The sequence below is a fragment of the Sphingobium sp. AP49 genome (genome assembly GCF_000281715.2).
In the GTDB taxonomy this organism is placed as follows: Bacteria; Pseudomonadota; Alphaproteobacteria; order Sphingomonadales; family Sphingomonadaceae; genus Sphingobium.
Map to the genome: position 1 here is coordinate 334206 of NZ_CP124576.1, position 24602 is coordinate 358807.

20 protein-coding genes are annotated in these 24602 nt (G+C 62.2%); 5 read left to right on the top strand and 15 right to left on the bottom strand.

Annotated features, from left to right (window positions below; translation table 11 throughout):
* On the top strand, window positions 1–2547 hold the full coding sequence (locus tag PMI04_RS01610) for a TonB-dependent receptor (protein ID WP_238536012.1): 2547 nt from the start codon (window positions 1–3) through the stop codon (window positions 2545–2547).
* The gene (locus tag PMI04_RS01615) at window positions 2547–4718 is read left to right on the top strand and encodes a prolyl oligopeptidase family serine peptidase (protein WP_007715099.1); all 2172 of its coding nucleotides are present in this window, start codon (window positions 2547–2549) and stop codon (window positions 4716–4718) included. The genes PMI04_RS01610 and PMI04_RS01615 overlap by 1 nt, the downstream gene beginning before the upstream one ends.
* An 8-nt stretch (window positions 4719–4726) precedes the next feature.
* On the opposite strand, the gene PMI04_RS01620 is transcribed toward PMI04_RS01615, so the two are convergent.
* The 15 genes from PMI04_RS01620 to PMI04_RS01690 all read right to left on the bottom strand — a co-directional run bounded on the left by PMI04_RS01620 (window position 4727) and on the right by PMI04_RS01690 (window position 18909).
* Window positions 4727–6379, bottom strand: a complete 1653-nt coding sequence (locus PMI04_RS01620) for an asparagine synthetase B family protein (RefSeq protein WP_238536011.1) — start codon at window positions 6377–6379, stop codon at window positions 4727–4729.
* 68 nt (window positions 6380–6447) lie between these two features.
* Window positions 6448–7086: a lasso peptide biosynthesis B2 protein gene (locus PMI04_RS01625; RefSeq protein WP_007715095.1), complete on the bottom strand. Its 639-nt coding sequence runs from the start codon at window positions 7084–7086 to the stop codon at window positions 6448–6450.
* Window positions 7087–7151: 65 nt separating this feature from the next.
* Window positions 7152–7289, bottom strand: a complete 138-nt coding sequence (locus PMI04_RS01630; RefSeq protein WP_004209709.1) for a benenodin family lasso peptide — start codon at window positions 7287–7289, stop codon at window positions 7152–7154.
* Between the two features lie 317 nt (window positions 7290–7606).
* Window positions 7607–7819 (bottom strand): DUF2274 domain-containing protein, encoded by a 213-nt coding sequence (locus PMI04_RS01635; RefSeq protein WP_007715089.1) that lies wholly within the window; start codon window positions 7817–7819, stop codon window positions 7607–7609.
* Window positions 7819–9090: a TrbI/VirB10 family protein gene (locus tag PMI04_RS01640; protein WP_007715087.1), complete on the bottom strand. Its 1272-nt coding sequence runs from the start codon at window positions 9088–9090 to the stop codon at window positions 7819–7821. Before PMI04_RS01640 ends, PMI04_RS01635 begins: the two co-directional genes overlap by 1 nt.
* Window positions 9090–10097 (bottom strand): P-type conjugative transfer protein TrbG, encoded by a 1008-nt coding sequence (gene trbG, locus PMI04_RS01645; protein ID WP_007715085.1) that lies wholly within the window; start codon window positions 10095–10097, stop codon window positions 9090–9092. The genes PMI04_RS01640 and trbG overlap by 1 nt, the downstream gene beginning before the upstream one ends.
* Window positions 10094–10777 (bottom strand): conjugal transfer protein TrbF, encoded by a 684-nt coding sequence (trbF, locus tag PMI04_RS01650; RefSeq protein ID WP_007715083.1) that lies wholly within the window; start codon window positions 10775–10777, stop codon window positions 10094–10096. Before trbF ends, trbG begins: the two co-directional genes overlap by 4 nt.
* Window positions 10778–10781: 4 nt before the next feature.
* Window positions 10782–12071, bottom strand: coding sequence for a P-type conjugative transfer protein TrbL (trbL, locus tag PMI04_RS01655; RefSeq protein WP_007715081.1), 1290 nt, complete (start codon window positions 12069–12071; stop codon window positions 10782–10784).
* A gap of 240 nt (window positions 12072–12311) precedes the next feature.
* Window positions 12312–12998, bottom strand: a complete 687-nt coding sequence (trbJ, locus tag PMI04_RS01660) for a P-type conjugative transfer protein TrbJ (RefSeq protein WP_007715079.1) — start codon at window positions 12996–12998, stop codon at window positions 12312–12314.
* Window positions 12995–15481 carry a conjugal transfer protein TrbE gene (gene trbE / locus PMI04_RS01665; RefSeq protein WP_007715077.1) on the bottom strand — a complete coding sequence of 829 codons (2487 nt, stop codon included), beginning with the start codon at window positions 15479–15481 and terminating at the stop codon, window positions 12995–12997. The genes trbJ and trbE overlap by 4 nt, the downstream gene beginning before the upstream one ends.
* On the bottom strand, window positions 15478–15747 hold the full coding sequence (locus tag PMI04_RS01670; RefSeq protein WP_007715075.1) for a VirB3 family type IV secretion system protein: 270 nt from the start codon (window positions 15745–15747) through the stop codon (window positions 15478–15480). Before PMI04_RS01670 ends, trbE begins: the two co-directional genes overlap by 4 nt.
* On the bottom strand, window positions 15747–16049 hold the full coding sequence (locus PMI04_RS01675) for a TrbC/VirB2 family protein (RefSeq protein ID WP_230588660.1): 303 nt from the start codon (window positions 16047–16049) through the stop codon (window positions 15747–15749). The genes PMI04_RS01670 and PMI04_RS01675 overlap by 1 nt, the downstream gene beginning before the upstream one ends.
* A 29-nt stretch (window positions 16050–16078) precedes the next feature.
* Entirely contained in the window at window positions 16079–17065 is a 987-nt protein-coding gene (trbB, locus tag PMI04_RS01680) for a P-type conjugative transfer ATPase TrbB (RefSeq protein ID WP_007715070.1), read from the bottom strand.
* A gap of 416 nt (window positions 17066–17481) precedes the next feature.
* Window positions 17482–18126 carry an SOS response-associated peptidase family protein gene (locus PMI04_RS01685; protein ID WP_081491054.1) on the bottom strand — a complete coding sequence of 215 codons (645 nt, stop codon included), beginning with the start codon at window positions 18124–18126 and terminating at the stop codon, window positions 17482–17484.
* Window positions 18127–18249: 123 nt separating this feature from the next.
* Entirely contained in the window at window positions 18250–18909 is a 660-nt protein-coding gene (locus PMI04_RS01690; protein WP_007715063.1) for an SOS response-associated peptidase family protein, read from the bottom strand.
* A 130-nt stretch (window positions 18910–19039) separates the two neighbouring features.
* On the opposite strand from PMI04_RS01690, the gene PMI04_RS01695 reads away from it, so the two are divergent.
* Genes PMI04_RS01695 through PMI04_RS01705 form a run of 3 tightly spaced genes read left to right on the top strand, consistent with a single transcriptional unit; the run spans window position 19040 to window position 24583 of the window.
* Window positions 19040–19768: a hypothetical protein gene (locus tag PMI04_RS01695; RefSeq protein ID WP_007715061.1), complete on the top strand. Its 729-nt coding sequence runs from the start codon at window positions 19040–19042 to the stop codon at window positions 19766–19768.
* Window positions 19692–21233 (top strand): DUF6504 family protein, encoded by a 1542-nt coding sequence (locus tag PMI04_RS01700; RefSeq protein ID WP_081491053.1) that lies wholly within the window; start codon window positions 19692–19694, stop codon window positions 21231–21233. The genes PMI04_RS01695 and PMI04_RS01700 overlap by 77 nt, the downstream gene beginning before the upstream one ends.
* Window positions 21230–24583: an error-prone DNA polymerase gene (locus PMI04_RS01705; protein WP_007715057.1), complete on the top strand. Its 3354-nt coding sequence runs from the start codon at window positions 21230–21232 to the stop codon at window positions 24581–24583. The genes PMI04_RS01700 and PMI04_RS01705 overlap by 4 nt, the downstream gene beginning before the upstream one ends.
* The last annotated feature ends 19 nt before the right edge of the window (window positions 24584–24602 follow it).

Genomic DNA, 24602 nt, shown 5'->3' on the forward strand with positions numbered 1-24602 from the left:
ATGTCCGTCACGAAGGTTCAAACGATTGCATTGCTCATGGCTGGCGCGGCAGAGGTTATTTCAATCCCAGCAACATGGGCCAAGGACGATCCGGCTATCGTCATCGACTTGCCTGCGCAGACGCTCGACCAATCTCTGCGCGCCGTTGCCTCGAGCGCTGGCTGGGAAATTTACATGTCTGCCAGCGATATCGAGGGCATTGCCGCTGCCCCGCTCAAAGGCAATCTGACACCGAGTGAAGCTATTGGTCGGCTCCTCAAAACCACCGACCTCGAAGCTAAGATCGTGGATGGAGCCGTGATCATCCGCTCGAAGTCGATCAGCGATGAAAATTCGAGAGACATCATCACCGTCACCGGCAGCCGGATTACCGGGGCGCCGCCGTCGGCTCCCGTTCGCGTCATAACGGCCGAAGATATGCGTCGTGGCGGACAAGCGGACTTGGGCGAGGTCATACGAAGCTCGCCGGTGAATTTTGGCGGAGGGCAGAATCCCGGTGTCGGCACCAGCCAGGGCAACAGCGACGTCAACGTCAACGGATCATCGTCCCCCAACCTGCTCGGCCTGGGCCCTAATGCCACTTTGACGCTGCTGAATGGCAACCGCCTCAGCTACACCGGTCTTAATTCTGCCGTCGACATCAGCGCCATTCCCGCAACTGCAGTGGATCGTGTCGAAATCATCACGGACGGCGCTTCGGCGATTTACGGCGCCGATGCCGTGGCCGGCGTCGTCAATGTCATTCTGAAGCGCGACTATGAAGGCGTCAGCGCGCTGGCAAGAGTCGGGGGTTCGACCGATGGCGGCAATTTCCAGCAGCAATATAATCTGACGGGTGGCGCCAAGTGGGCCGGAGGCGGAATTCTCGCCGTTCTGGACCATTCGTCCAACTCCGACATTCCAGCATCGAGCCGTTCCTACGCCAAAAGCATGGCGACGGATTCATCGCTTTACCCCAGGCTCGGGCGCGATAGCGCGCTGATAAGCCTCTTCCAGGACATTGGCAGTCAGCTGAAGGCCAATGTCGACGTGATGTACAAGGACGGAAGGCAAGATGTGATCGCCGGCTTCCTTGAGGGACAGCCGCACACCGCCAGCGGCGCGGCGGTCCGGGCAGACACCCGGTCGTGGCTTGTCGCCCCGTCGCTTACGGCCAGCCTTGGCGCATCCTGGAATCTGCATCTCCTGTCGTCGTTCGGCGCCGACAAATCCCAGACTCATTCGGACATCTTCGCGGGAGGCTCGGTTTATGGGGCAAGTTATCGGCAATATGACAATGATGCTCAGTCGATCGAATTGAACGGCGACGGCCCGCTTTTCAGCCTACCGGCCGGCGAGGTTCGCGTTGCATTGGGCGGCGGCTATCGCCGTACCGGCATCGAACTGACCACCACCACATTGGGCGTCACGAGCAACGCCTTCAAGCAGCACAGTGAAAACGGATTTGGTTTCGCCGAACTGCTGGTCCCGATCCTTTCGCCAGCACAGAATTCCCGGCTGGGGCGTGCGCTTCGGCTGACGGGAGCATTCCGCTACGAGGCGAACTCAGGCACGGATTCCGTCGCGCTTCCGAAATTGGGGCTCGTCTATGAGCCATTTGATGGCCTGGCGATAAAGGGTAGTTGGGGCCGCTCATTCCGCCTCCCGACCCTGTATCAGCGATATGGAAGCTACTCCGCCGTCCTATATCAGACCGCCAGATATGCCACGGGCTTTCCAGCCGACTCGACCATGATAATCTTGGGGGGCGCGAACGCCGACCTGAAACCCGAGAAATCGGAAAGCTGGACCTTCTCGGCGGAATTCCGTCCAGTCGAACATCCCGAATTCACCGGCAGCATCAGCTTTTTCCATTTTGATTACACCGATCGTGTTGCAACGCCACTGACGTCTGCGATCGGCGTACTCAACAATCCGATCTATAACAGCCTCGTCACGCTCGACCCGTCCACCTCCTTGCAACAGTCGCTGATCAGCGGTGCAGCGATCGGTCTGCAGAATGGCACGACCGGCACTTATGATCCCAGCCGGGTCGTCGCAATTCTGGATGGCCGCGACCGAAACATGGCACGCGAGATCTACAAAGGCATCAGCCTTTCCATGCGCTACCTGATCGGAGACCCGGATCGCGAGGCGCTCGATCTCAGCTTCGATGGCAATTGGATCGATAGCAGCAGGCAATTGTTCGACGGCCTGCCGACGGTCGATCTTTCCGGCACCATATTCAACCCGCCCAAGCTCAAGGGCCGGGTTGGTGCCAGCTATGTCACACCGCGGCTCACCCTCTCTGCATTCACCAATCTGAGTTCAAGCATTCTCGATAACCGGAGGCTGCCAGCTTACCGCCTGCGCGCGCTCGCGACCCTAGATCTTTCTGCCATCGCCAAGGTGGGAGGCGGCTTCGAATTGGGCGCTAATATGCAGAATGTCTTCAACGCCAAGCCCCCGTTGATCGTCACAGGCTCTGGTTATGACACGCCCTTCGACACGACCAATTACTCCCCGATTGGGCGCTTTCTCTCCATCCAGATCCGCCGGTCGTGGTGATGTTGATGCGCGTGGGAACATGCCTGACCATCTTGCTGACACTCGCGGCGGCACAGCCGATGGTGGGCCGTACGGTCGCGGCTCAAGGCCGCTCCTGGACCATGGACGACATATTGGCGATCCCTGCAGTGGCCGGCACCGCGCTGGCCGATGACGGACGAACGCTTGCCTACATCCTTCGGGTCGCAAACCGAAAGGAGAACCGCACGGAGTTCGAACTCCATGTGACCAACTTCCAGCCGGATGGAGACAGGATCCTTGCCCGTTCCATCTGGATGGAAAGGCTCCAGGCCGTTCCCGGCAAAATGGCCTGGAGCCTATTGATCGATCAGGGACAAGGCGTTCAGCTCTATCAGTTCGGCAACAACGGCGCCATGCAAGCCCTTGTCGTCAATCCCGAGCCAGTCCTGGTCGGATCAGCCGATGGTGCACAATTCGGCTATGGCTTCACCGGGCCAGTACGCTTTGGCCTTGCCTATTATGACTGGTCACCCGACGGGCGTCGGCTCTTCTACTCACTGCTGCGCGCGGAGGACGAAAAGGGAGAAATCCGGCATGATGAAGACGTCACGCGGCTGACCATCTATCGGCGACGAGGCCCGAGGGTCACGGCACATTTCTTCCTGAAGGAGGATGGTGGTCCGCCGCTCTGGATCGCTGACGTTTTCGGCCCTGATCGGGTTGGGCGCTATATGGGCGGCATGCCGATCTGGCACGATGATGCGCTCGACTACGCACTTCAGGCAGACAATCTCAATGTGCCCCATATCCAGCGTTACCGCTGGCGGTTCGAGGATCGCAAAAGCCGCCCTCTTGACGAAGGACCCGCGCTGTTCGCCGATCGCATCGCGGGACCTCATGACGGAACGGTCGCGATCGAGCGCGTCAACCAGCAGCGTCGCTTGAGAGAGCGAACAATCGATGGCCGCTTGATCGACTATGGGGTGCTTGATGCCACATTGTCGGACGCTCGATCCCCTGGACATTGGCGATCTCCAGACGGGAGTGTGGCACTCATAGCAGTCCGCTTCACGAGCGCGGGCCGCTATGGCCTGATCCGCCTAGATACTGCTGGCAGAGTGGCGCGGATCGAGGTTCCTGAAAGCCTGACCCATTGCAGCTTCGCGCCCAGCCTATCCGTAGGCGTCTGCGCGCGCGAGGGTGTGACGCGGGCGCCATCCTTCGTACGGGTCACGGTCGGCACAGGAAGGATAGAAGCGCTTCAACCCCTGTCGCCGCGACATGATGCGATTACGCCGCTTCGCGTGGAAACCCGCATCCTGACAAACGCCTACGGATACCGTGCGCGAAGCCTGATCATTTATCCTCGAGCGTATAAATCCGGGCAGCGCTACCCCGCTGTGCTTGTCACGCATGGTTCCGACGCGGATGAACGGTTCGGGTCGAAGGATATACAATGGGATTATCCGATTCAGCTCTTCGCTGAACGCGGATATATGGTCATACTGGCCAATGAGCCCGACGTCTCGCAAAGTGACGAGCTGGTAAAGGCTTCGGCAGATCGCAACATGTGCGGCGGGGCAACGCCGCCTGCGGAAATACAGCGCCTGGGTTGGCTCAATCAAATTGAGAGCTTCCGTGTAATATTGCATGCGCTTGATACAGAAGGCCTGATCGATCCCAGGCATGTCGGCATTGCAGGGTACAGCTATGGCTCCCAGATCGCGAATGTTGCCGTCACCCAGGCTGATCTGTTTTCAGCTGCATCCAGCGGCGATGGGGGGTTCCTCGAACCAACCAGCTATCGCACGCACCAATGTGTCTACCGGGCTATCTATGGCGGGGCTCCTGGCGATCCTGTTGCCCAGCCAAATTATGCCGCTTTGGCCCCTTCCTATCGAGCGCGCTTCGCTCAGGCGCCCGTGCTGCAGCAGATCGCCGAACCACATGAGTCCGCGATCGATTTCCATCAGGCATTGCGCGCTGCGCAGATCCCCTCGGAAATATCACTTTATCCCGGAGAGAGCTGGGCGTCGGACGAGACGCATTTTTTCCATCTGCCCTCAAATCAGCTGGGCGCCATGGCGGAGAATCTGGAGTGGTTTGATTATTGGCTACGGGATCTTCCACCCTCAGCTGGACCGGATGGCGCGCGACGCGCGCGATGGGAGGCCATGCGGCTTGCGCGGCCCAAGTCAGGCGATCGATGATCGCCGAGCTAGCCGGCCCACTGGCGAGCCCAGCTTTCCACCCCGGCAAGACCGAGCAGGCGGCGGGCATCCGCTCGGTCATAGGCCGGTCTGCCTGACGGCGCATCCGGCGGCGGCACAGCGCATATGAGGTCATGCTCAGCGAGGAAGCCGGACTTGAGGAAGGACAATATCTTGCGCTCATTGTCCCAATAATATCGGTCGAGAAAGCCCGCCGGCCCGCCTTTGGTCCGGCGGGCGGTAATGGCAGGCGGCAGATCGGACGAAAAGGCGCGGCGCGCCATGGAGCGATCGATCCCGGCTTCCACCCATTGCCAGCTGGGTATGCCCAGGCAGACCTCCATGACCGACTGGGCCAGTAACGGCGCTATTGTCGGCGGCTGGAAGCGCCGGTCATGAAAGCCTTCATAGCCTACAGCTCGGGATAATGCGCGAATATGCGCGGCTGCGCCGGGTGCGAGGCCCTCGGGCGGTGTCAGCCAAGGATGGATAGCGATCCTTTCCTTCGCCGCATCCAATCTCTTGATGTTGAGAAAGCCAGGAGTGCCTTGCGCTGCCTTGCGCGGACCACGTGCGAGATGCCGCAAGATATGAAGCAGAATGGTGGCATAGGAAGCGTCGTGCAATCTCGAAACATCCTGGATCGACGCGATAACAGCCTTGGCGCCAGCTGCGTCTCGATAGCGATCGAGGATCGGCACAATCGAATGGGTCATTCCAAAGACATTATCCCCGCCATGGCCCGTGAAGAACGCTGCAATATTATGTTGTGCTGCAACCATGGCCTGGGCCTTGGCAGTGCTTTGGGCATAATGGGCCATCAGCGGACGCGCAGTATGTGCGACAATGGGCTGCTCAAAATCGATGGCATCCAGGTCATAAGGATAGATGTCGAGCGGCATGTCGAGCGCTTGGGCAACAAGCTGCGCATAGTATGTCTCATCACCCTCGCGGTCGGCCCAACGCATGTGGAAGCCCCGAGGCGAAGAAGTCGCCCCGGCGAGCCCCGCGCAGACGATCGAAGAATCCAGTCCACCCGACAGGCCCGACGAGATCGAGGCGAACTCACCAGCCCAAGTTTTGATCGCGTCGAGAACGGTGGCGCGCAGATGTTCGATCGAGGCAGGGCCAAGGCGCGCACGACCGGCTATATAGTCCCAAGGTTGCCAGAGAAGGTCCGAGCGCTGCTTTGATGGCCCGATGTGTAGCCGCCCGCCCGGCACAATTTCCCGCACTCCGCAGAGGCATGTCTGTTCGCCAGCGTGGAACGGATGCCACATGTGGACAAGCAGCGCGTCCAGATCGACAGATATTCCATCTGATGCCGCGAAGGGAGATGTGCCCACCTGAGGCGCAATGACGATGCCCCCGTCAATCTCTCTCCAAAAAGCCGGCAGACCACCGGAGGGATCGCGGATTATGACGATGTCGCCGCCAGCAATCTGGAAGATGGCGACATAACTGCCCCAATAATCGCGTATCAGACTTTGCCCATGGGTTATGATGGCCGCATTGGTTTCGGCCGCGTTGAGCTCTTTGATCCGTCGACTGGGTAGCGCCTTCGTAAACAGATGCCCGATTATCGCGCCCTGCGTGCCGATCATCACGACAGGGTCGGACGTCCAAAGGTTGATAGGCACCGCGAGCGGCACCTTTGACATCTGGTCTGTCGCTGCACCTTTAGATCCGACAGTCGCGCAGCGGACATAAGCCAGATAGCGCGACGCACTCATCTCGCCAGGATGGGTTCGAAAGCGGCGATCCGATCGACTCTGTCGGCCATCAGCCTGTCTTCGCACTGAACCCAACAATGCGCCGCTATCGGCAACTGTACGCCAATGACCAAGGTCGCCTGGTGGCCGAAGCGTCGCAACATCCGCGAAATTGCGATGCTGCGCGCAAGACAGTGATTATCGAGCGGCAGGAACTGCCGCAGGAGGTGGAATGCAGCTGCGACCATGGCTTCGCTGAAGATTGGCAGTGTCAACCGCGGCTTTCCTGCCCCCTCCCGGACGCGATCCAAGATGGTCCGCAGCGCGTCGCGACGAACCTGAATCACAGCAATGGACAATGCAACAAGTGCCACTGGTGCCAAAAGCCAACCATGCCTGAACTTGATCAGATCCAGATGACTGCATGTCGGAGCTACGGGTGCCGCTGCGCCTTCTGCGACCATTATGCCTGGATCGAGCAGTCCTGCTCGGACCAGGGCCCCAATGTCCTCAGGGCCCGGCTTCATTGCGAGGAGGGCGGTCAGATGGTCTCTGGTTGGCCCGCGGACAAGCTGATATCGCTCGCTCGCAATATTGAGAATTACGGGCGTCTGTCCGATCAGGCAGGCATGTAAATCTCGTCCTATCTGTCGCATTGCGATTTCCTTCCGCAAATCAAAAGGGCGCGCCGCTTTGGATGAGCGGCGCGCCCTTTCGACCTTCAGTCTTCGTCGGAAATGCCGGAAGCCTTGTACAGCGTGCCGTTGCCATCATCCTGGCCGATCAGCAGTACGCCGCGGGTGAGTTCGACTGCATCTCCCAGATCGACGATATCCTGCGAATGTGCATCACGTTCCATGGTCATTCTCCTTCAAATCAGCGACTCCACGTCGCAATTCGAAAGATTTCACGGAAACAATTCACCATCCATTTTATAATTACATTATAATTTATGAACAATTATCCAGATGCCACGGGGGTGTGCTAATAGTGACCGAGCAGTGAGGGCGTGCGTTGGGCACACGCACTGACCCCTTTAGCCTTTCAGCCTGGACATGCGGGCCAGTCGCCCGGTCACCATCCACAATTGACTTTGTGGATGAAAGAGGGTGCGCAGCTCTACTTCACTGCGCAAGCGCAATTGCCCCCACATTGATGCCTATCGGGCTTTTGCTTTCAAACATTACGTCTGAAACCCCGATCGCTGGCCATGAAACGCTCCAGCATCGGGCCGATCAACCGCTCAATTGCCATGGGATGGGTCAGTCCGGTGTCGCTGGCATGGATGCGCGCATAAGCCGTCAGATCCCGATGTACCGCAGCGGAAAGTTCGACCGAGATTTTGACTGGCTTATCATCCTCGATCGGTCCTAGCTTGAGTTTGACCATCACTTCTGCCCTTCCCATGGTTCCAATATGATGTCTCGCTTCACCATCACGCGCAGAGGATGGCCAGGTCTGATGGTGAGTGTCGGAGGAATCGTCAGTTGCCGCCCGATGATCTGTCGGCCTGCCTGACTGATGCTGTCCTGCGTGCCATATCGCAGCGCTCGCACGAGACTTCCGTCATCGTCGGCCATGACCTCGGTCCCCACGTTCAACAGGGTCGAGATGAATGCTGCGCCGAGCAAGCCGGCCCAATGATTGTCCACACCATCCTGCAGGCCCGACCTGCCGGACTGATCGGCGCCCTGAAGCCGGTCGAGCAGAATCGAACGGCTGTCGGGAAAAATAAGGCGGTCCCAAGCGATCAATATCCTCTGCTGTCCCGCTGCGGTCGCACTGTCATATTCGCCGATCAGCCGAGACCCTTGCGGGATGAGCAGGATCTGGCCCGACGGGCTATCATAAACATTTTCCGTCACCTGCGCGGTGATAAGGCCGGGAAGATCGGATCGGATTCCTGTGATCAGCGCAGCAGGGATGACATTGCCCGCCTGCACGACATAGGGCGATGCCGAATTCGCAACGCGCTGTGTGCTTGCCTCGGCGATAGCGACAGGCGCCAGAAACGTGCGCCTATTCGTATCGGCGGTTCGGGACTGGAGGGGCTGGCTTTCAGCTTCTGCCCTCGGGTCCTGGGGCGCTCTGGCCTCCGCCGGCAGCACGCCGTCCGGTTCCTTCGCCCTTGCAACCGTTGGCGCTGAGGCAAGAAACAATCTGCTCGATAGCGCGGCCTCACGCATGCTCCTCTGGCGCTCTCGCTCTTGCTGGCGCGCCGTCAGGCGCTCATCGCTGGGTGGCGAGCGGCCGGGGTTCGTCAGACTTGGCTGTTGTTGCGCTTCAAGCAGCGGCTGTCCCGGGACGTCGGTCAATGGCGTCCCCAATTTGGGAATTTTGGAATAGTCGTCGGGTGCTGACGCAATGGTTTCGGCTTTGATGCGGCCGTGCGAGACCGGTATGTTTTCGACGCCCTCGATCGTCTTTGGCCGCAGGGCATAGATCAATGTTCCGGCAATGCAGATGCAACTGACGGCCGCCAGAAGCCCGATCGCTTTCCGGGACAGACGCATGGCCGGCGGCGAGGCCGCCCGCAACGCAACCGCCTTAGAATTTTTGCCTTTTGATACATTGGCGGGCGGGATGTCATCGTGTTTATCGATCTCGACTTGGTCCTCGACCTTGTCGCCCGGCTTGCTGCTATTTTCTGCGCTGCTCATTATCGGCTTGCCCGATGAACTGGCTTCGGGTCGATCCGTTCGATGCGCACCAGCTTGCTGGTTTTCTTGTCCCCAAGCCTCAGTTCCGCTGCGCTGAAAAGGCGATCGACGATCATGAAGTGCCCCTGCACGCGGTAATTAACGAGCTCGGCCGATCCTGACGCACCCGTGACAAAAAGCGGTGGCATTTCGCCGGTCGCGATGTCCGAGGGAAACTCGATCAAGACCTGACGGCCATCGTCAAACGCACGCAGCGGGCGCCAGGCAGGCAGATCCCCTTTTATCTGGTAACGGAAGTTCAGGGATGCCAGATCCAAGCCCGTCGCGACCGGCGCATTGCGGCTTTCCTGCGCCGCTGCAGCTTTCAATGCGAACAGCGCATCCTGTGGATAAGTCCAGGACACCGATGCCATGTAGGTCGATGGCGTCCCGTTCAGTTCGAGATGGTAGGTGCGTCTGTTCGTGTTGATGATGAGGTTGGTGGCGATATCGCCTCTCGTCGGCTTCACCAGCACATGAACGCGCAGCGAGGAACCACTCCCGCTTATGGTGTCCCCGATGATCCAGCGTACAGTGTCGCCGGCGGCGATCGGACCGGCGCCTACAAGTTCCTCGCCTTCCTGTAGCATGATGTCGGTAACTTGCCCGGGCGCAGCATAGACCTGATAGAGCGCGCCATCTGCAAATGCATAGCGCTGCATAGCATTCACATAATCGCCCTGACTGGGCTGGATACGAGCCGCTGCGTTGGCTGATTTCACACCGCGCTGGGGCGCAGCCGGCAGCGTCCGGACGACATGCGGCACAGGCTTGAGCTGCCCCGGCAGCGGCATGGGAACCGGAAGTGGCACGACTTTGATTGTGGCGTTGTTGGAGGAGCGCTTTGCCGCTGCCATTTCTCCGCTGTCCTGCGCATATGCGGGCGCCATCGACAGAGGCGCGACCATGAACGCGACCAGGAGGGGTGTGGCACCGCCGGCAACCAGGGAGGGGCGAGGGTTTGTCACTGTCCGAACTCCTTTGACCAGTTGAGGGCATCGACGAAGATTCCGAGCGGGTTTCTGGTGAGGACGTCCTCGGATTGAGGAGGCTGGAGCGCCACGGTCAGGATTGCCGACCACCGGCTGGTGTCGCTCAATATGCCCTGCTCATAGCGTCGTTCGACCCAGGCGATCCTGAAGCTGTCATCCGAGGCGCGGATGACGCTCGATATCTCGACTGCCACCTGAATTCGCCCGACCTTGGTGAAAGGATCATCGCGCCGCACGTATTCGCTCAGCGCTGCCGCCCCCCTGTCGGTCGTGAAGTCATAGGCGCGCAGCCAGTTCTGACGCAGGATGATGGGATCCGTCGGCAGGCTCCTGACCTGCTCGACAAAGCGGGCAAGATGAAAGGCGATCTGGGGATCCGTCGGGCGATAGTCGCGCGTTGCGGGTGCCACCGCCTGCGCTTGGCCAAGCTTGTCGACCTCGACGATCCAGGGCGTCACGGTTCCGCGCGCCATTTGCCACAGCAGCCCGATGCTCATCGTCGTCGAGAGAGCGAGGCTGGCGAAGAAAGCCAGGCGCCAGTTGCGCGCCTGCACGCGTGACGAACCAATCCGGTCATCCCAGACCTGAGCGGCCCGCTGATATGGGGTCACTGCTTCGGGCGACTTTCCATAATGGACCGATGTTCGCTGGAACATGATGTCAGTTCCTTTCGCTGATATCCGGGCCGGCGCCGCCACCATGGCTGTCGCCGCTTTTGAGCGTCTGGCTGGCGACTGTGGCGCCGTGGCTGATCATCTGGCGCCGCTTCATAGCCACGGCCCAATGCGGCACATGGCCGGCGCCCTCCTGGGCGATCGCGCCTGAAGGCTGTCCTGTGGCGCCTGAACGTCCTTGGGCAAAACCGTCCTTGAGGCCGGCGGCGCTGTTGCGCAGCGGCGAGGCCAGCGATGCCGCAGCGCTCTTTGCAACCTCTGCCAGACCACCGCCCACCGCGGACGCGCCGGATTTCCCGCTGGCGCCGGCTGAATAGGCCCGCGTTGCGGCGCCAGCGATCCGGGCGCCGCTCGCTGCCGCGCTGCCTGCCGCGCTTCCGATGGCGCCGGCTGCCAGCCTTCCACCCGCGCCGGCTGCTGCCAGGGTCGCCGCCGCTGCGACCGCCGTACCCGTTGCGCTCCCGGCGCCAAGCTGCGGACCGCCCGAGACGATCCCATTGGCTATGCCGGGACCGAAAATGCCCAGCCCCAGGAGCGTCAATGCAGCAAGGGCTATCGACATCACCTGTGCAAGGTCCGGTTCGGTGGGGATGCCAGCGGTTGTAAAGCGTGCGAACAAGCGCGTTCCAATCCCGGTTATCACCGCAAGGACAAGCAGTTTGATCCCGGACGAGATCACATGCGCGAGCACGCGCTCGACCATGAAAGCAGTTCGACCAAAGAAGGCGAAGGGGAGCAGGACAAAGCCCGCGAGCGTCACCAGCTTGAACTCCACGATCGTCACGAAAATCTGGATCGCGAGGATGAAGAAGGCGAGCACGACGATCAGCCAGGCAAGGAGCAGGATCATGATCTGGACGAAGTTGGTGAAGAGACCGACCGGACCCAACAGGTCGGCCGTCGCATCGAGCAGTGGTGCGCCGGCATCGAGGCCAGTGGCGGCGACCGTACCGGGTTTCAGAAAATCGCCGATCGCCAGTCCGCTTCCCGAAGCCTTGAGCCCTAATCCCGCAAAACTCTGGAACAGGATCGTCGCAAGCGTTGAGAAATTGCCGATGATGAAGGCGAACAGGCCGATATAGAGCGTCTTGCGGACAAGACGCTGGAGGATGTCCTCGTCGGCGCCCCACGCCCAGAACAGGGCGGCAAGCGTCACATCGATGGCGATGAGACTCGAGGAGAGGAAGCCGACCTCACCACCCAGCAAGCCGAAACCGCTGTCGATATAGGTGGTGAAGACGAGGAGGAACTCGTCGATGACGCCTGTGTCGGTCATCGCGGGCGATCCGACGCAAAGAAGCGGCGTCGCCTCTCTTCCCAGATCGCCAGGCACGCTGCGTCCGGCTGCGCGACCGTGCGGCACTGGGGCGGGATCGGCGCGGCAGGAGGATTGGCCTTCTGTGGACGGACCGTGGCTGCTGGTTCGGCCGCTCGGTCGCGCGCCATGACCATTGTCAGCGCAACGATCATTCCCGCAGCAGCGCAGCATAATATGGCGATGCCCGGCCGCCGCATGTCAATTGCCCCGGAACCGGCGGAAACGCTCGCGCGACTCCGCTTCGACCGCCGCCTGCTGCGCGGCCGCCAGCGCCTGAGCCCGGCCTTGTGCCGCAGATATTGCCGTCAGATCGGCAAGCTGCTGAGCCTGGAGCGCCAACATCTGGTTTCCCGCTTGCGCGACCTGCAAGGCACCGGTTGCTGATTGGCTCGCCCCCATCAAGCGCTCCATGCTCGACTGCGCGCCATCAAGATTGCCGACCACGCCGGCCTGTACGCGCATGGCATCCTGCAACGCGTCGACGCTATCGTGCCAGCGGGCGTCGGCATTCGCGACCATCTGGGCAGCATCGCCGCGCAGCACGGCGCCCGAGTAGCGGGTTGCAAAGACATTCTGGACGTCCTGCACATCATAGGCGATGCGCTGCGCACTCGCGAGCAGGCGACGGGTCTGGCCTATTTGTGCCTGGAGTGTCGACAATGTCGAAAGCGGAAGGCTCGTCAGATTCCTTGCCTCATTGAGAAGCGATGTGGCCTGGTTCTGGATCTGCTGAATCTGATTGTTGATCTGCTGGAGTGCCCGGGACGCCTGCAGGACGTTGGAGGCATAGTTGGTCGGATCATAGACCACTAGAGCTTGCGCAGCCGGCGGGATCATGATTGCCATCGGCGCCATCAAAGCGATCAGGACAAAGCGCTTCTTCATTGGGAAAGCTCCTCGACATGGGGAAGGATCTGCTGCTCAGGATCCACCGGTGGCGCGATATCGATGTGCGCGAGAAGGTCTGCCGCCCAGTCCAGGCCCCTTTGTGTCAGCCATCTGGAGGCAAACTGCTCCCGTCCGACCAGATCGAGGATGTCGCTGATCGAGCGATGATCCTGCTTGGAAGAGACGGCGGTGAAGGCGAGCGCGACCTCACCCAGACCGAGCTCGAACAGGCGATTGCCGCGCCGGGACTGGCAATAATAGTCGCGCTTGGGCGTCGCCCTGCTCAATATCTCGATCTGGCGATCATTGAGGCCGAAGCGAGAATATATCTGCGTGATCTGCGGCTCTAGGGCGCGCTCATTGGGCAGGAAGATACGGGTTGGGCAGCTCTCGATAATGGCCGGCGCAATCGCGGAGCCATCAATGTCCGAAAGACTCTGGGTGGCAAACACCACGCTCGCATTCTTCTTGCGCAAGGTCTTGAGCCATTCGCGCAGTTGCTCGGCAAATTGCGGATGATCGAGCACCAGCCAGCCTTCATCGATCAGGATGAGGGTCGGACGACCATCGAGATGTGCTTCGATTTTGTGGAAAAGATAGGCCAGCACGGGCGCTGCGGCAGAGGAGCCGACCAGACCTTCGATCTCGAAAGCCTGGACCGATGCCGATCCCAGATTTTCGCTTTCTCCATCGAGATAATTGCCCCAGGAGCCTCCCTCGCAATAGGGGATCAGAGCTTGTTTGAGGCGCTGTGTCTGCAGGAGCGCTGCCAGACCCGACAGCGTGCGCTCGGCGATCGGGGCCGATGCCAGCGAATTGAGCGCCGTCCAGAGATGATCCTTGTCGGCCGGATCGAGCGCAATGCCTTCCGTTCCAAGAAGAGCAGCAATCCATTGCGCAACCCAGCTTCGTTCAGCCGGCTGGTCGATCCGAGCCAGTGGCTGAAGCGCAATCCTTGGGCTGGCTTCCTGACCTGCATCGATCTGGCCCCCTAGATCGCACCAGTCTCCGCCCATTGCTAAGATGGCGGCGCGGATCGACCCGCCAAAATCGAAGGCGAAGATCTGGCTACCGGCATAGCGACGGAACTGCATGGCCATCATGGCGAGCAGTACCGATTTGCCTGCGCCGGTAGGGCCGATGACGAGGGTGTGACCGACATCGCCGACATGAAGTGAGAGGCGGAAGGGTGTGGATCCCTCGGTCTTGCCGTAGAGAAGCGCCGGACCATCGAGATGTTCGTCGCGCGCGGCGCCTGCCCACACCGCGGACAGCGGAATGAGGTGCGCAAGGTTGAGCGTGGTTATGGGAGGCTTGCGGACATTGGCGTAAACCTGGCCAGGCAGGCCACCCAGCCATGCCTCGACGGCATTGACGCGCTCGATCGAACAAGTGAAGTCACGCCCCTGGATCACCTTTTCCACAAGCCGCAGCTTGTGCGATGCCTCGGTCGGATCACGGTCCCATACCGTTACGCTCGCCGTTACATAGGCTATGCCAGCATGATCGGCGCCCAGCGCCTGAAGCGCCATGTCTGCGTCAGCGGCCTTGTTCGCAGCGTCGCTGTCGAGCAGGACAGACTGCTCGTTCGTCATCACCTCCTTGAGGATTGCGGCAAGAGACTTGCGCTTGGCAAACCATTGCCGCCGGATTCGGGTCAGCAATCTGGTCGCATCATTCTTGTCGAGCATGATCGCTCTGGTCGACCAGCGATAGGCAAAGGCCTGCGCGTTAAGCTCGTCCAGGAGACCGGGGAAGGTCGACGTCGGAAAACCGGTGATGGTGAGGGTGCGCAGATGATGGTCGCCAAGGCGCGGCTCGAAACCGCCGGACAGGCCCTCATCGGCAAGAAGCGCATCGATATAGGCCGGTGTTTCGGGAACGCGAACCCGCTGGTGCCGGGTCGAAATGCAGCTGTGGAGGAAAGTCAGCGTCTCGCCATCGTCGAGCCATCGGACTTCAGGCATGAAGCCGTCGAGCAGATGGATCAGCCGATCTGTCCGGTCGGCAAAATTTCGCAGGTGGGTCAGGGGGTCGAGTGGGCCTTTCACTTGCCCTTCATAAAGCCAGGATTCCGCCCTCGAGATTTCCTCGGCCGGCGGCAACCAGAGCAGGGTCAGGTAATAAAAGCTCTCGAAATGGACGCCGGCCTCGCGAAACTGCGCGCGGCGCTCCATGTCCACCAGAGCCGATGCCCGGTCGCAGAACAGGCCTTGGGGATAGGCTTGCGCGGGTAGACGCTGCGCTTCCACGAACACGGCCCAGCCTGATCCCAGGCGTCGCAGCGCATTGTTGATTCGCGCCGCGACGGCAACAAGTTCTGCGGGCGTCGAGCTGTCGAGATCCGGGCCCCGGAACCTGGCCGTACGCTGGAACGACCCATCCTTGTTGAGGACGATGCCCGGTGCCGCCAGCACCGCCCAGGGCAGGAAGTCTGCCAGGCAGGCCGACGTCGATCGATATTCCCGCAATGACATCATGGCTGCATCCATCCGGGATATTTGAGATGGCGGCGGGCCACATCCACGAACTGTGCGTCGTTGCGCGTGGCCCAGACGGCGAGGAAATGGGCGATGGCCCACAGGGCGAGGCCCAATATCCAGAGCCGAAGACCAAGTCCGACCGCACCTGCCAGCGTACCATTGACGATCGCCAGCGAGCGCGGCGCCCCGCCCAGCAATATCGGTTCGCCCAGCGCCCGATAGACAGGCGTATGGAAGCCGGGCGTGGTGTCATGGTCCTGCATCAGATGAGCGCCCCGCCGCCGAAGCTGAAGAAGGACAGGAAGAAGCTCGATGCTGCAAAGGCGATGGAGAGGCCGAAGACGATCTGGATCAACCGCCTGAAGCCACCCGATGTGTCGCCAAAGGCAAGGCTGAGCCCCGTGACGATGATGACGATGACCGCGATGATCTTGGCAACCGGCCCTTCGATCGACTCGAGGATCGACTGGAGCGGTGCCTCCCATGGCATGGACGAGCCGCTGGCATTTGCTGGCGCCGCTATCAGCATCAAGGCGATGCAGGCTGCGGTGGGCATGGCACGCATCCGCGAGGCGCAGCGATTGAGGGAATGGGTCATGAATCTTCTCCTGAGCTGGAGGCATGGGAAATCAGGCGATAATTGCCGGTCGCGGAATCAAGGCCTGTCACCCAGGCCAGTTCGGTGAGGCGTCGGCCCTGGGCATTGCGATCAAGGACCGCGATGAGATTGACGGTTTCTGCGATGAGTGCGCTGGGCACCGTCACGACCGCTTCCTGGATCAGCTGTTCGAGCCGGCGGAGCGCGCCAATGGCGGAACCGGCATGAAGCGTCGCGATGCCGCCGGGATGGCCGGTTCCCCAGGCCTTGAGCAGATCGAGCGCCTCTGCCCCGCGTACTTCGCCAATGGGGATGCGGTCAGGGCGCAGACGCAAGGCCGAGCGCACCAGATCCTGCAGCGATGCTATGCCATCCCTCGTCCGCATGGCGACCAGATTGGGCGAGGCACATTGCAGCTCACGCATATCCTCGATGAGGACGATCCGATGCGGCGACTTGGCGATTTCGGCGAGAAGGGCATTGGCCAGCGTCGTCTTGCCCGACCCAGTGCCGCCCGCAATGATGATATTGGCACGGTCGGCAACAGCACGCCGCAGCACTGTCGCCTGTTCATGCGTGATCACCTGCGCTGCGACATAGTCGTCGATCGTGAAGATCGCGGTCGCTGGCTTGCGAATGGCGAAGGTCGGCGCCCTGACAATCGGTGGGAGCAGCCCCTCGAACCGCTCTCCCGTTATCGGCAATTCTGCCGACACGCGCGGCGATCCTGAATGTGCGTCCACGCCGACATGATGGGCAATGAGGCGAATGATGCGTTCTGCATCCTCTTGTGCCAGCCTGATGGCGCTGTCCGACATGCCCTCGCCCAGCCGATCTACCCAGAGGTGACCGTCCGGATTGAGCATGACCTCGATGACGGCCGGATCCTGGAGCCACCGCCCGATATGAGGCCCCAAGGCTGTCTGCAGCATGCGCGCGCTGCGCTGGGGCTTTCGGACAGCTATTGTCGCGGTCTCAGACATGCTTCTTCCCATCTGATGGCGATGCCGGACCGCCGATGGGATGATTAAGAGACGCAGAAAATGGCGGGTTTCAACAGATGTCTGCGATCATGAAGCTATGGCGAAGAAAGACAGGCGCTGGCGTAGGATGCTGATCGCACACCGCCCATATCGTCGACGATTCTTCGTGCCGGAGCCATTGGCGGTAGTTGATACCGGTTCGGCGGCTGGCCCCAAATGCGGCCAATCATCTCACTGGATGGTGCCGCCAGCGGCAAGAGCGTCAAGACAATCTGCGATCGCAAGCCAGCGCAGCACGCCAGCCTCATCCCCCGCAATGGCAAGGGCTTTCACGCGCCCTGCGATAAACTCCGCTGCTCCGGTGCCATGTTGGCGGTCCACGGCGAGAGCCGCGGCCCAACGTTCCATCTCTCGGGTCATAGGAGTGACGGAGCCTCGGCCACCGCCTTCTTCTTCACCCAGAGTTCGCTGGTGCGCGTCATCTCGATCAACGCATCGGGAAAGCAGCGGTCCTGAAATGACACCGCGTCATCAAATGAGCCGTGAAGCCACCGCTCATAATCTTCCGGCATGAGAAGCACCGGCATGCGATCATGCACAGGCCGGATGGCTTCGTTGCAATCGGTCATTACGCCCGAATAGACAGGCCCCCATTCATCGCTCACGCGCCAGAGCCCCGCCCATGCAAAAATCGGCTGTCCCTTCACATTGAACCAGGTCCGCGTCTTGGCGCCCTTCACGCCTTCCGCTTCCGCAAAGGCCGTTAGCGGGATGAGGCAGCGCCATGGCGGCTTGGCCGCCAGGCCTTTCCACATCGGCTTGGCGAGATCGGCGATATTATTGACGGGTTTGGGCTTTGCCGTCGGCGACATGCCCTTGAGGCGCAACGGAAAGCCCCAGGTCATCGACTGCATGATGCGCTGCCCGGCTTCCTCCCGGATCACGAGGCCCGGCGTGCCGGGATAGACCTCGTCACCGGCATTAGACATGACCGGATTTGCCACGCCAAAATGGGCGGCCACCTCGGCAGCGCTCAGACGCTCGGTGTAGAGATTGCAGATGGCTGACCTCCTGTTCGAACGGGGCGGCTGGAGCAGCTGGTGATTCCAGCTTCATCCTATCATGGCGCGAGAGACGGGAAAGCCGCCTATCTGTCAGGACGGCCGGCAAACTTCTCGCCCCGACTACAGCAGAAGAGCCTGCGCCTGCGTTCCGGGCGGCGGTGCCTTGCTGCGCCAGCTATCCTCGGTTTGCTGCACGTTCATTCGCTCGGCTGCAAAAGGTGGCCGGAACAGAAACCGGATCACATCCTGGATACCGCCACGCAGCCAGGCGTCATAGTCATGGGGGTCGAGCAGCACCGGCATTCGGTCGTTGGTCGGCGGGATCGCGGCATTGGCCTCCATCGTCATGCCGGCATAGACCGGCCCCTCGCTCAGCAGATTGCGGCAGAAGCCGGCCCAGGCGATGATCGGCTGGCGCTTCACCGAAAACCAGGTCCTGGTCTTGGCACCGGGCACGCCATCGGGATTGGCAAAATGGGTGAGCACGATAAGGCAGCGATAGCGCGGATCGACCACCATCTCCTCCCACATTGGGTTGGTGAGATCTGCGACAAGGCCGATACGTCCCGCTTCTTCGCCCCGTGCCCGCATATCCTTGGTCAGCCGCGGAAAGCCCCAGGTCATGGACCGCAACAAGCGCCGGCCACCCTTCTCGAAGACGACCAGGCCCGGCAGCCCTTCAACCGTCTCTTCGGGCACCGCGACCGACGGCAAGGGATCGACCCCGAAATGCGCCGCGATCTCGGCGATGCTGGCTCGCGCGCAATGCAGCCGTGACATGATGGGACCTCCTTGCCGGGACTCGAAGCCATCGTCTTAACATAGAACATATGAAGAACGAAATGCCATTGACTCCAATGTCGGATTGGAGCGAACAAATAGAGAACGTATTTTCGAGTCCCTGCCGCCCATGTCCAGAACCGCCATCCTCGACGAACTGCGCGCGCGCATCGCGCAGGTGGAAGCGGTGGGCGGTCTGCATCCGGTGCTTCCCTTCGGCATCGACGCCATCGACCATCATCTGCCGGGCGGCGGCATAGCGACCGGGGCCCTTCATGAGGTGGCCGGAAGTTCGGACCTTGCCGACGATGCAGCCGCCACCATCTTCCTGGCCGGCATTCTAGCGCGGTCGCAGGGCCAGATCATCTGGTGCCTCCACTGGCGCGACCTGTTCTCGCCGGCCCTGCATCTCGCCGGGCTCCACCCCGATCGGGTCATCTTCGTGGAAGCGGGCAATGACACCAATGTCCTCATCGCGATGGAGGAATGCCTGCGTCACCCCGGCCTTGGCGGCGTCGTCGGGGAACTCAAGAAAATGTCGCTGACCGCTTCGCGCCGGCTGCAGCTGGCAGCCGAACAATCGGGCGTGCTGGCCATGGTCTTTCGCCGCGCCATGCCCCCTGAAAGCCAGGCCGAGGGCAGCGCCGCGCTGACCCGTTGGCGGGTGCGGGCCGTGCCCAGCCCGGCGCTGGGTTTCCCCGGTCTCGCGCGTCCGCGCTGGTCGCTGGCGCTTGAGCGCGCGCGCGGCACCGAACCCCAAATCTGGACCGTAGAGGGAAGCGATGAGACGGGTTGTCTCGCTGTTCCTGCCGCGCTGGTCGACGGATCGTATCCGTCGCAAAGCCGGCAGGCCGCCTGAAGGCGGGCCGCCGCCCCTCGTCACCGCCCATGCCGACCATGGCCGCCGTCTGATTGCGGCCGTGGACGAGGAGGCGCGCCGGCTTGGCATAGCCGTCGGCATGACGGTGACGCGCGCCCGGTCGCTGGCGCCGGACCTAGACGTCGTGGATTCCGATCCCGAGGGCGATCTTGAAGGCCTGCGCCGGCTCGCTCTGTGGGCGGGAAAGCGCTATTCCCCGATCGTCGCGCCCGATCCACCCGATGGCCTGTGGATCGATATTACCGGCTGCGCCCATCTCTTCGAGGGCGAAGTGCCACTCCTCAAGGACATGATGCGCCGGGTCAGTGGCTCGGGCCTCGCCTGCCAGGTCGCGGTCGCCGATACGCCGGGCTGCGCCCATGCGGTGGCACGGTTTGTGCCATCAGGACGGCCGAACATCATCGAGGCCGGCGCCACGCGCGCCGCGCTCTCGATCATGCCGGTGTCGGCGCTGCGCATCGAGCCGGGCGTCGCGAGCGAACTGCGCCGCATGGGGTTCGAGCGAATCGAGCAGCTGATCGCCGCGCCGCGTGCGCCGCTCGCCAAGCGGTTCGGCCGGCAGCTCTACAAAAGGCTCGACCAGGCCCTGGGCCAGGTGCCTGAACCCATCGATCCGATCTACCGCGCCAGCTTGCCGCGCGTGCGGCGCAGCCTGCTCGAGCCGATCGGTACCGCCGATGCCATCGCCCAGGTCATCGCGGACCTGTGCACCGATCTTGCCCGCCTCCTGCTGCGCGCGGGGACAGGCGCGCGCCGGCTCGACCTTCATTTCGAGCGGGTCGATGGCGCCCGGCTGGCGGTGCGGGTCGGGACTGCTTCCCCCTCGCGCGATGTGCGTCATTTGGCAAAGCTGCTCTCCCAGAAGATCGAGACGATCGATCCGGGCATGGGGATCGAGGCGATGGCGCTGGTCGCGTCGCTCACCCAGCCCATGGCGGCCGCGCAGGTCGGGAGCGTCCTGGCTGGCGAGGATCGCGGGCCGGATCTCACCGCGATCGTCGATGCGCTCGCCAATCGCTTTGGCGCGCGCAGCCTCTATCGCTCCGCGCCGCGCGCGAGCAGCATGCCCGAACGCGAAGTCGGACATGTCGCGCCCCTCTCATCAGCCGGTGGCGCTGGCTGGGCCGATGATCTTCCCCGGCCTGCCCGCATGCTGGTCCCGCCAGAGCCGGTCGACGTGATGGCGATGCTGCCCGATCATCCGCCCGCCATGTTCGTCTGGCGGGGGCGGCGCCATCGGATCGCCCAGGCCGATGGGCCAGAGCGCCTGCATGGCGAATGGTGGCGTGAGGGCGGCCATGAGGCGGACACGCCCTATGCCGTGCGCGATTATTTCCAGGTCGAGACGATGAGCGGCGCGCGCTACTGGCTGTTCCGCATGGGCGATGGCGAACAGGCGTCCACCGGCCCGATGCGCTGGTTCATCCATGGTGCCTTTGCATGATGTCCGAGGATGATCGCGCGGACGAACAGGCGGATGATCTTGAGGGCGCCCGCTATGTCGAGCTGCAGGTCACCAGCCATTTTTCCTTCCTGCGCGGTGCCTCCAGCCCCGAGGAACTGTTCTCGGCAGCCGCGCTGCTGGGTCTGCCCGCGCTCGGTGTCACCGATCGCAACAGTCTTGCCGGCGCCGTGCGGGCCTGGGACGCACAGAAGGTCACCGGCTGCCGGGCGATCATCGGCTGCCGTCTGGACCTTGTCTGCGGCACTTCCTTGCTCGTCTATCCCACGGACCGGGAGGCCTATTCGCGGCTCTGCCGGCTTTTGAGCATCGGCAAAGCCCGTGGCGGCAAGGGCAGCTGCCATCTCGACTGGTCGGACGTGACGGACTGGGGGGAAGGAATGATCGGCATATTGGTGCCCGACCGCGCCGATGCAGCGTGCGAGGAGGCGCTCGACCGGCTTGCTGCCATCTTCGGGGCCCGCGCCTATCTCGCCCTTTCGATCCGGCGCCGGCCGCGCGACGCGATCCGGCTGCGCGATCTTGCCCGCCTCGCCGCGCGCGCCGGGGTGCAGACCGTCGCCACCGGCGACATTCTCTACCATGCGCCCGCGCGACGGCTGCTGCAGGATGTGGTGAGCTGCATCCGCGAAAAATGCACGGTCGACACGCTGGGGCAGCGCCGCGAGCGTTTTGCCGACCGGCATCTCAAATCCGTCGCGGAAATGGAGCGGCTCTTCACCCGCTATCTTGGCGACGTGACGCCCCTGCGCCGCAGCGTCGAGATCGCGCGGGCCTGCCGCTTCGAGCTTGGTCAGCTCACCTACACCTATCCCGACGAGATCGGGGAAAGCGGCCTTACCCCCCAGCAGGAATTGGAGCGCCTCACCTGGACAAAGGCGCCGGGCCGCTATCCTCATGGGATTCCCGGCAATGTCCGCGAACAGCTTTCCCATGAGCTGAGGCTCATCGGCGATCTGGCCTATGCGCCCTATTTCCTCACCGTCCATTCGATCGTCCAGTTTGCCCGATCGAAGGATATTCTCTGCCAGGGGCGCGGCAGCGCCGCCAATTCGGCGGTCTGCTTCGTGCTCGGCATCACCTCGATCGATCCGGTCAAATCCGAACTGCTCTTCGAGCGCTTCGTGTCGGCCGAGCGGCGCGAGCCTCCTGATATCGACGTCGATTTCGAGCATGAGCGGCGCGAGGAAGTGATCCAGTGGATCTATCAGACCTATGGCCGCGAGCGTTCGGCGCTGACCGCCGTCATCTCCCGCTTTCGCGCGCGCGGCGCTGTGCGCGAGGTGGGCAAGGCGCTGGGCCTTAGCGAAGACATGCTGTCAGGCCTTTCAAGTCAGGTCTGGGGCTGGGCCCGCGATGGGGTCGAGGCGAAGCATGCACAGGAGCTCAACCTCGACACGAGCGACAAGCGCCTGGCGCTGACGCTCGAGCTTGCCCGCACCCTCATCAATACGCCCCGGCACATGTCCCAGCATCCCGGCGGCTTCGTTCTGACCCTGGGACGGCTCGACGAACTGGTGCCGATCGAGCCCGCTGCCATGGCCGATCGCCAGATCATCGAATGGGACAAGGATGATATCGATGCGCTCGGCTTCATGAAGGTCGATGTGCTGGGCCTTGGCATGCTGGGCTGCATGCGCCGCGCCTTCGCTCTGCTCGAGGATGACAAGGGCATCGCAATGAACCTAGCCTCCATTCCCCATGATGATCCCGACACCTTTGCGATGATCCGCAAGGCCGATACGCTGGGCGTCTTCCAGATCGAGAGCCGGGCGCAAATGGCAATGCTGCCCCGGATCAAGCCGACCAAATTCTATGACCTGGTGGTCGAGGTGGCGATCGTGCGCCCGGGCCCGATCCAGGGTGACATGGTCCATCCATACCTGCGCCGCCGCGAGGGCAAGGAGGCGATCAGCTATCCGACGCAGGAACTGCGCCGGGTGCTGGAAAAGACCCTGGGCGTCCCCCTCTTCCAGGAACAGGCGATGCGCGTCGCGATCGAATGCGCGGGTTTCACGCCGTCGGAGGCCGATCTGCTGCGCCGGGCGATGGCGACCTTCAAGCTGACCGGCGGCGTCTCCCATTTCCGCGACAAGCTCATCAACGGCATGATCGCGCGCGGCTATCAGCGCGATTTTGCCGAACAGACCTTCAAGCAGATTGAGGGCTTTGGCTCCTACGGTTTTCCCGAAAGCCACGCCGCCTCATTTGCGCTCATCGCCTATGCCTCTTCCTGGATGAAATGCCATCATCCCGACGTCTTCTGCGCAGCGCTCCTCAACGCCCAGCCCATGGGCTTCTATGCGCCCGCACAGATCGTCCGCGACGCGCGCCAGCATGGGGTCGAGGTCCGTCCCATCGACGTCAATCACAGCCGCTGGGACTGCACGCTCGAGCCGACCCAGGGCCGCTATCATGCGTTAAGGATCGGCCTGCGCTATGCGCGCGAGCTCAAAAATGCCGATGGCGCCGCTATTGTCCTGGCGCGGGGCAATGAACCCTATGCCAGCGTCGAGGAAATCCAGCGCCGGGCCGGCGTCAGCGGCCGCGCGCTCGACCGGATCGGCCATGCCGGTGGCTTTGGTTCGCTGGCGCTCTCGCGCCGCGCTGGCCTCTGGGAGGTGAAGGGTCTTGGCGAAGAAGCCTTGCCGCTCTTTGCCGCCGCTGACGCGCGGGCGGGCAAATTGCGCCCCGAAGCGATCGAGCCGAACGTCCTTCTCCCGCAGATGGGCGAAGGCGAGGAAGTGGTGGAAGATTATCGCGCGATCGGACTTTCGCTGCGCGCCCATCCGCTCGCCTTCCTGCGCGACGAATTGGCGCGCCGGAAGATAGTGACCTGCGCCGCGCTCAAGGATATTCGCGACGGGCGATGGGTCAATCTCGCCGGCCTCGTCCTCCTGCGGCAGAAGCCGGGTTCCGCCAAGGGCACCATGTTCATCACCCTCGAGGATGAGACCGATGTCGCCAATCTCGTCGTCTGGCCCAATCTCTTCGAGAAGCATCGGCGCGTGGTGCTGAGCGCCTCGATGATGGGCGTGCGCGGTCAGGTCCAGAAGGAGGGCGAGGTCATCCATCTCATCGCCCAGCGTCTGGAGGATCTCTCGCCTCTCCTCGCCAGCGTCGGCCAGCGGGAGGATGTCGCCAGCATCTATCAGGTCAGCCGCGCCGATATCGTCAAAAGCGCCATGGCCCCCGATCCCCGCGATGCGGCGAACAGGCCTCTTGGGCGCGGGGCCCGCGATCTTTACGATCCCGATCTGCGCCTTGGGTCCGGCATCATTCCGGGACAGCCGACAGAGGGTATCAAGGTGAAGACACGGGATTTTCGCTGAAAGGCGGCAAGCCGCCAAT

Excerpts from the sequence above, each read along its gene's own strand:
- PMI04_RS01610 (WP_238536012.1), top strand. The coding sequence starts at position 1 with ATGTCCGTCACGAAGGTTCAAACGATTGCATTGCTCATGGCTGGCGCG.
- PMI04_RS01615 (WP_007715099.1), top strand. The coding sequence starts at position 2,547 with ATGTTGATGCGCGTGGGAACATGCCTGACCATCTTGCTGACACTCGCG.
- PMI04_RS01620 (WP_238536011.1), bottom strand. The coding sequence starts at position 6,379 with ATGTCAAAGGTGCCGCTCGCGGTGCCTATCAACCTTTGGACGTCCGAC.
- PMI04_RS01625 (WP_007715095.1), bottom strand. The coding sequence starts at position 7,086 with ATGCGACAGATAGGACGAGATTTACATGCCTGCCTGATCGGACAGACG.
- PMI04_RS01630 (WP_004209709.1), bottom strand. The coding sequence starts at position 7,289 with ATGGAACGTGATGCACATTCGCAGGATATCGTCGATCTGGGAGATGCA.
- PMI04_RS01635 (WP_007715089.1), bottom strand. The coding sequence starts at position 7,819 with ATGGTCAAACTCAAGCTAGGACCGATCGAGGATGATAAGCCAGTCAAA.
- PMI04_RS01640 (WP_007715087.1), bottom strand. The coding sequence starts at position 9,090 with ATGAGCAGCGCAGAAAATAGCAGCAAGCCGGGCGACAAGGTCGAGGAC.
- trbF (WP_007715083.1), bottom strand. The coding sequence starts at position 10,777 with ATGTTCCAGCGAACATCGGTCCATTATGGAAAGTCGCCCGAAGCAGTG.
- trbL (WP_007715081.1), bottom strand. The coding sequence starts at position 12,071 with ATGACCGACACAGGCGTCATCGACGAGTTCCTCCTCGTCTTCACCACC.
- trbJ (WP_007715079.1), bottom strand. The coding sequence starts at position 12,998 with ATGAAGAAGCGCTTTGTCCTGATCGCTTTGATGGCGCCGATGGCAATC.
- trbE (WP_007715077.1), bottom strand. The coding sequence starts at position 15,481 with ATGATGTCATTGCGGGAATATCGATCGACGTCGGCCTGCCTGGCAGAC.
- PMI04_RS01670 (WP_007715075.1), bottom strand. The coding sequence starts at position 15,747 with ATGCAGGACCATGACACCACGCCCGGCTTCCATACGCCTGTCTATCGG.
- PMI04_RS01675 (WP_230588660.1), bottom strand. The coding sequence starts at position 16,049 with ATGCGTGCCATGCCCACCGCAGCCTGCATCGCCTTGATGCTGATAGCG.
- trbB (WP_007715070.1), bottom strand. The coding sequence starts at position 17,065 with ATGTCTGAGACCGCGACAATAGCTGTCCGAAAGCCCCAGCGCAGCGCG.
- PMI04_RS01690 (WP_007715063.1), bottom strand. The coding sequence starts at position 18,909 with ATGTCACGGCTGCATTGCGCGCGAGCCAGCATCGCCGAGATCGCGGCG.
- PMI04_RS01695 (WP_007715061.1), top strand. The coding sequence starts at position 19,040 with ATGTCCAGAACCGCCATCCTCGACGAACTGCGCGCGCGCATCGCGCAG.
- PMI04_RS01700 (WP_081491053.1), top strand. The coding sequence starts at position 19,692 with ATGAGACGGGTTGTCTCGCTGTTCCTGCCGCGCTGGTCGACGGATCGT.
- PMI04_RS01705 (WP_007715057.1), top strand. The coding sequence starts at position 21,230 with ATGATGTCCGAGGATGATCGCGCGGACGAACAGGCGGATGATCTTGAG.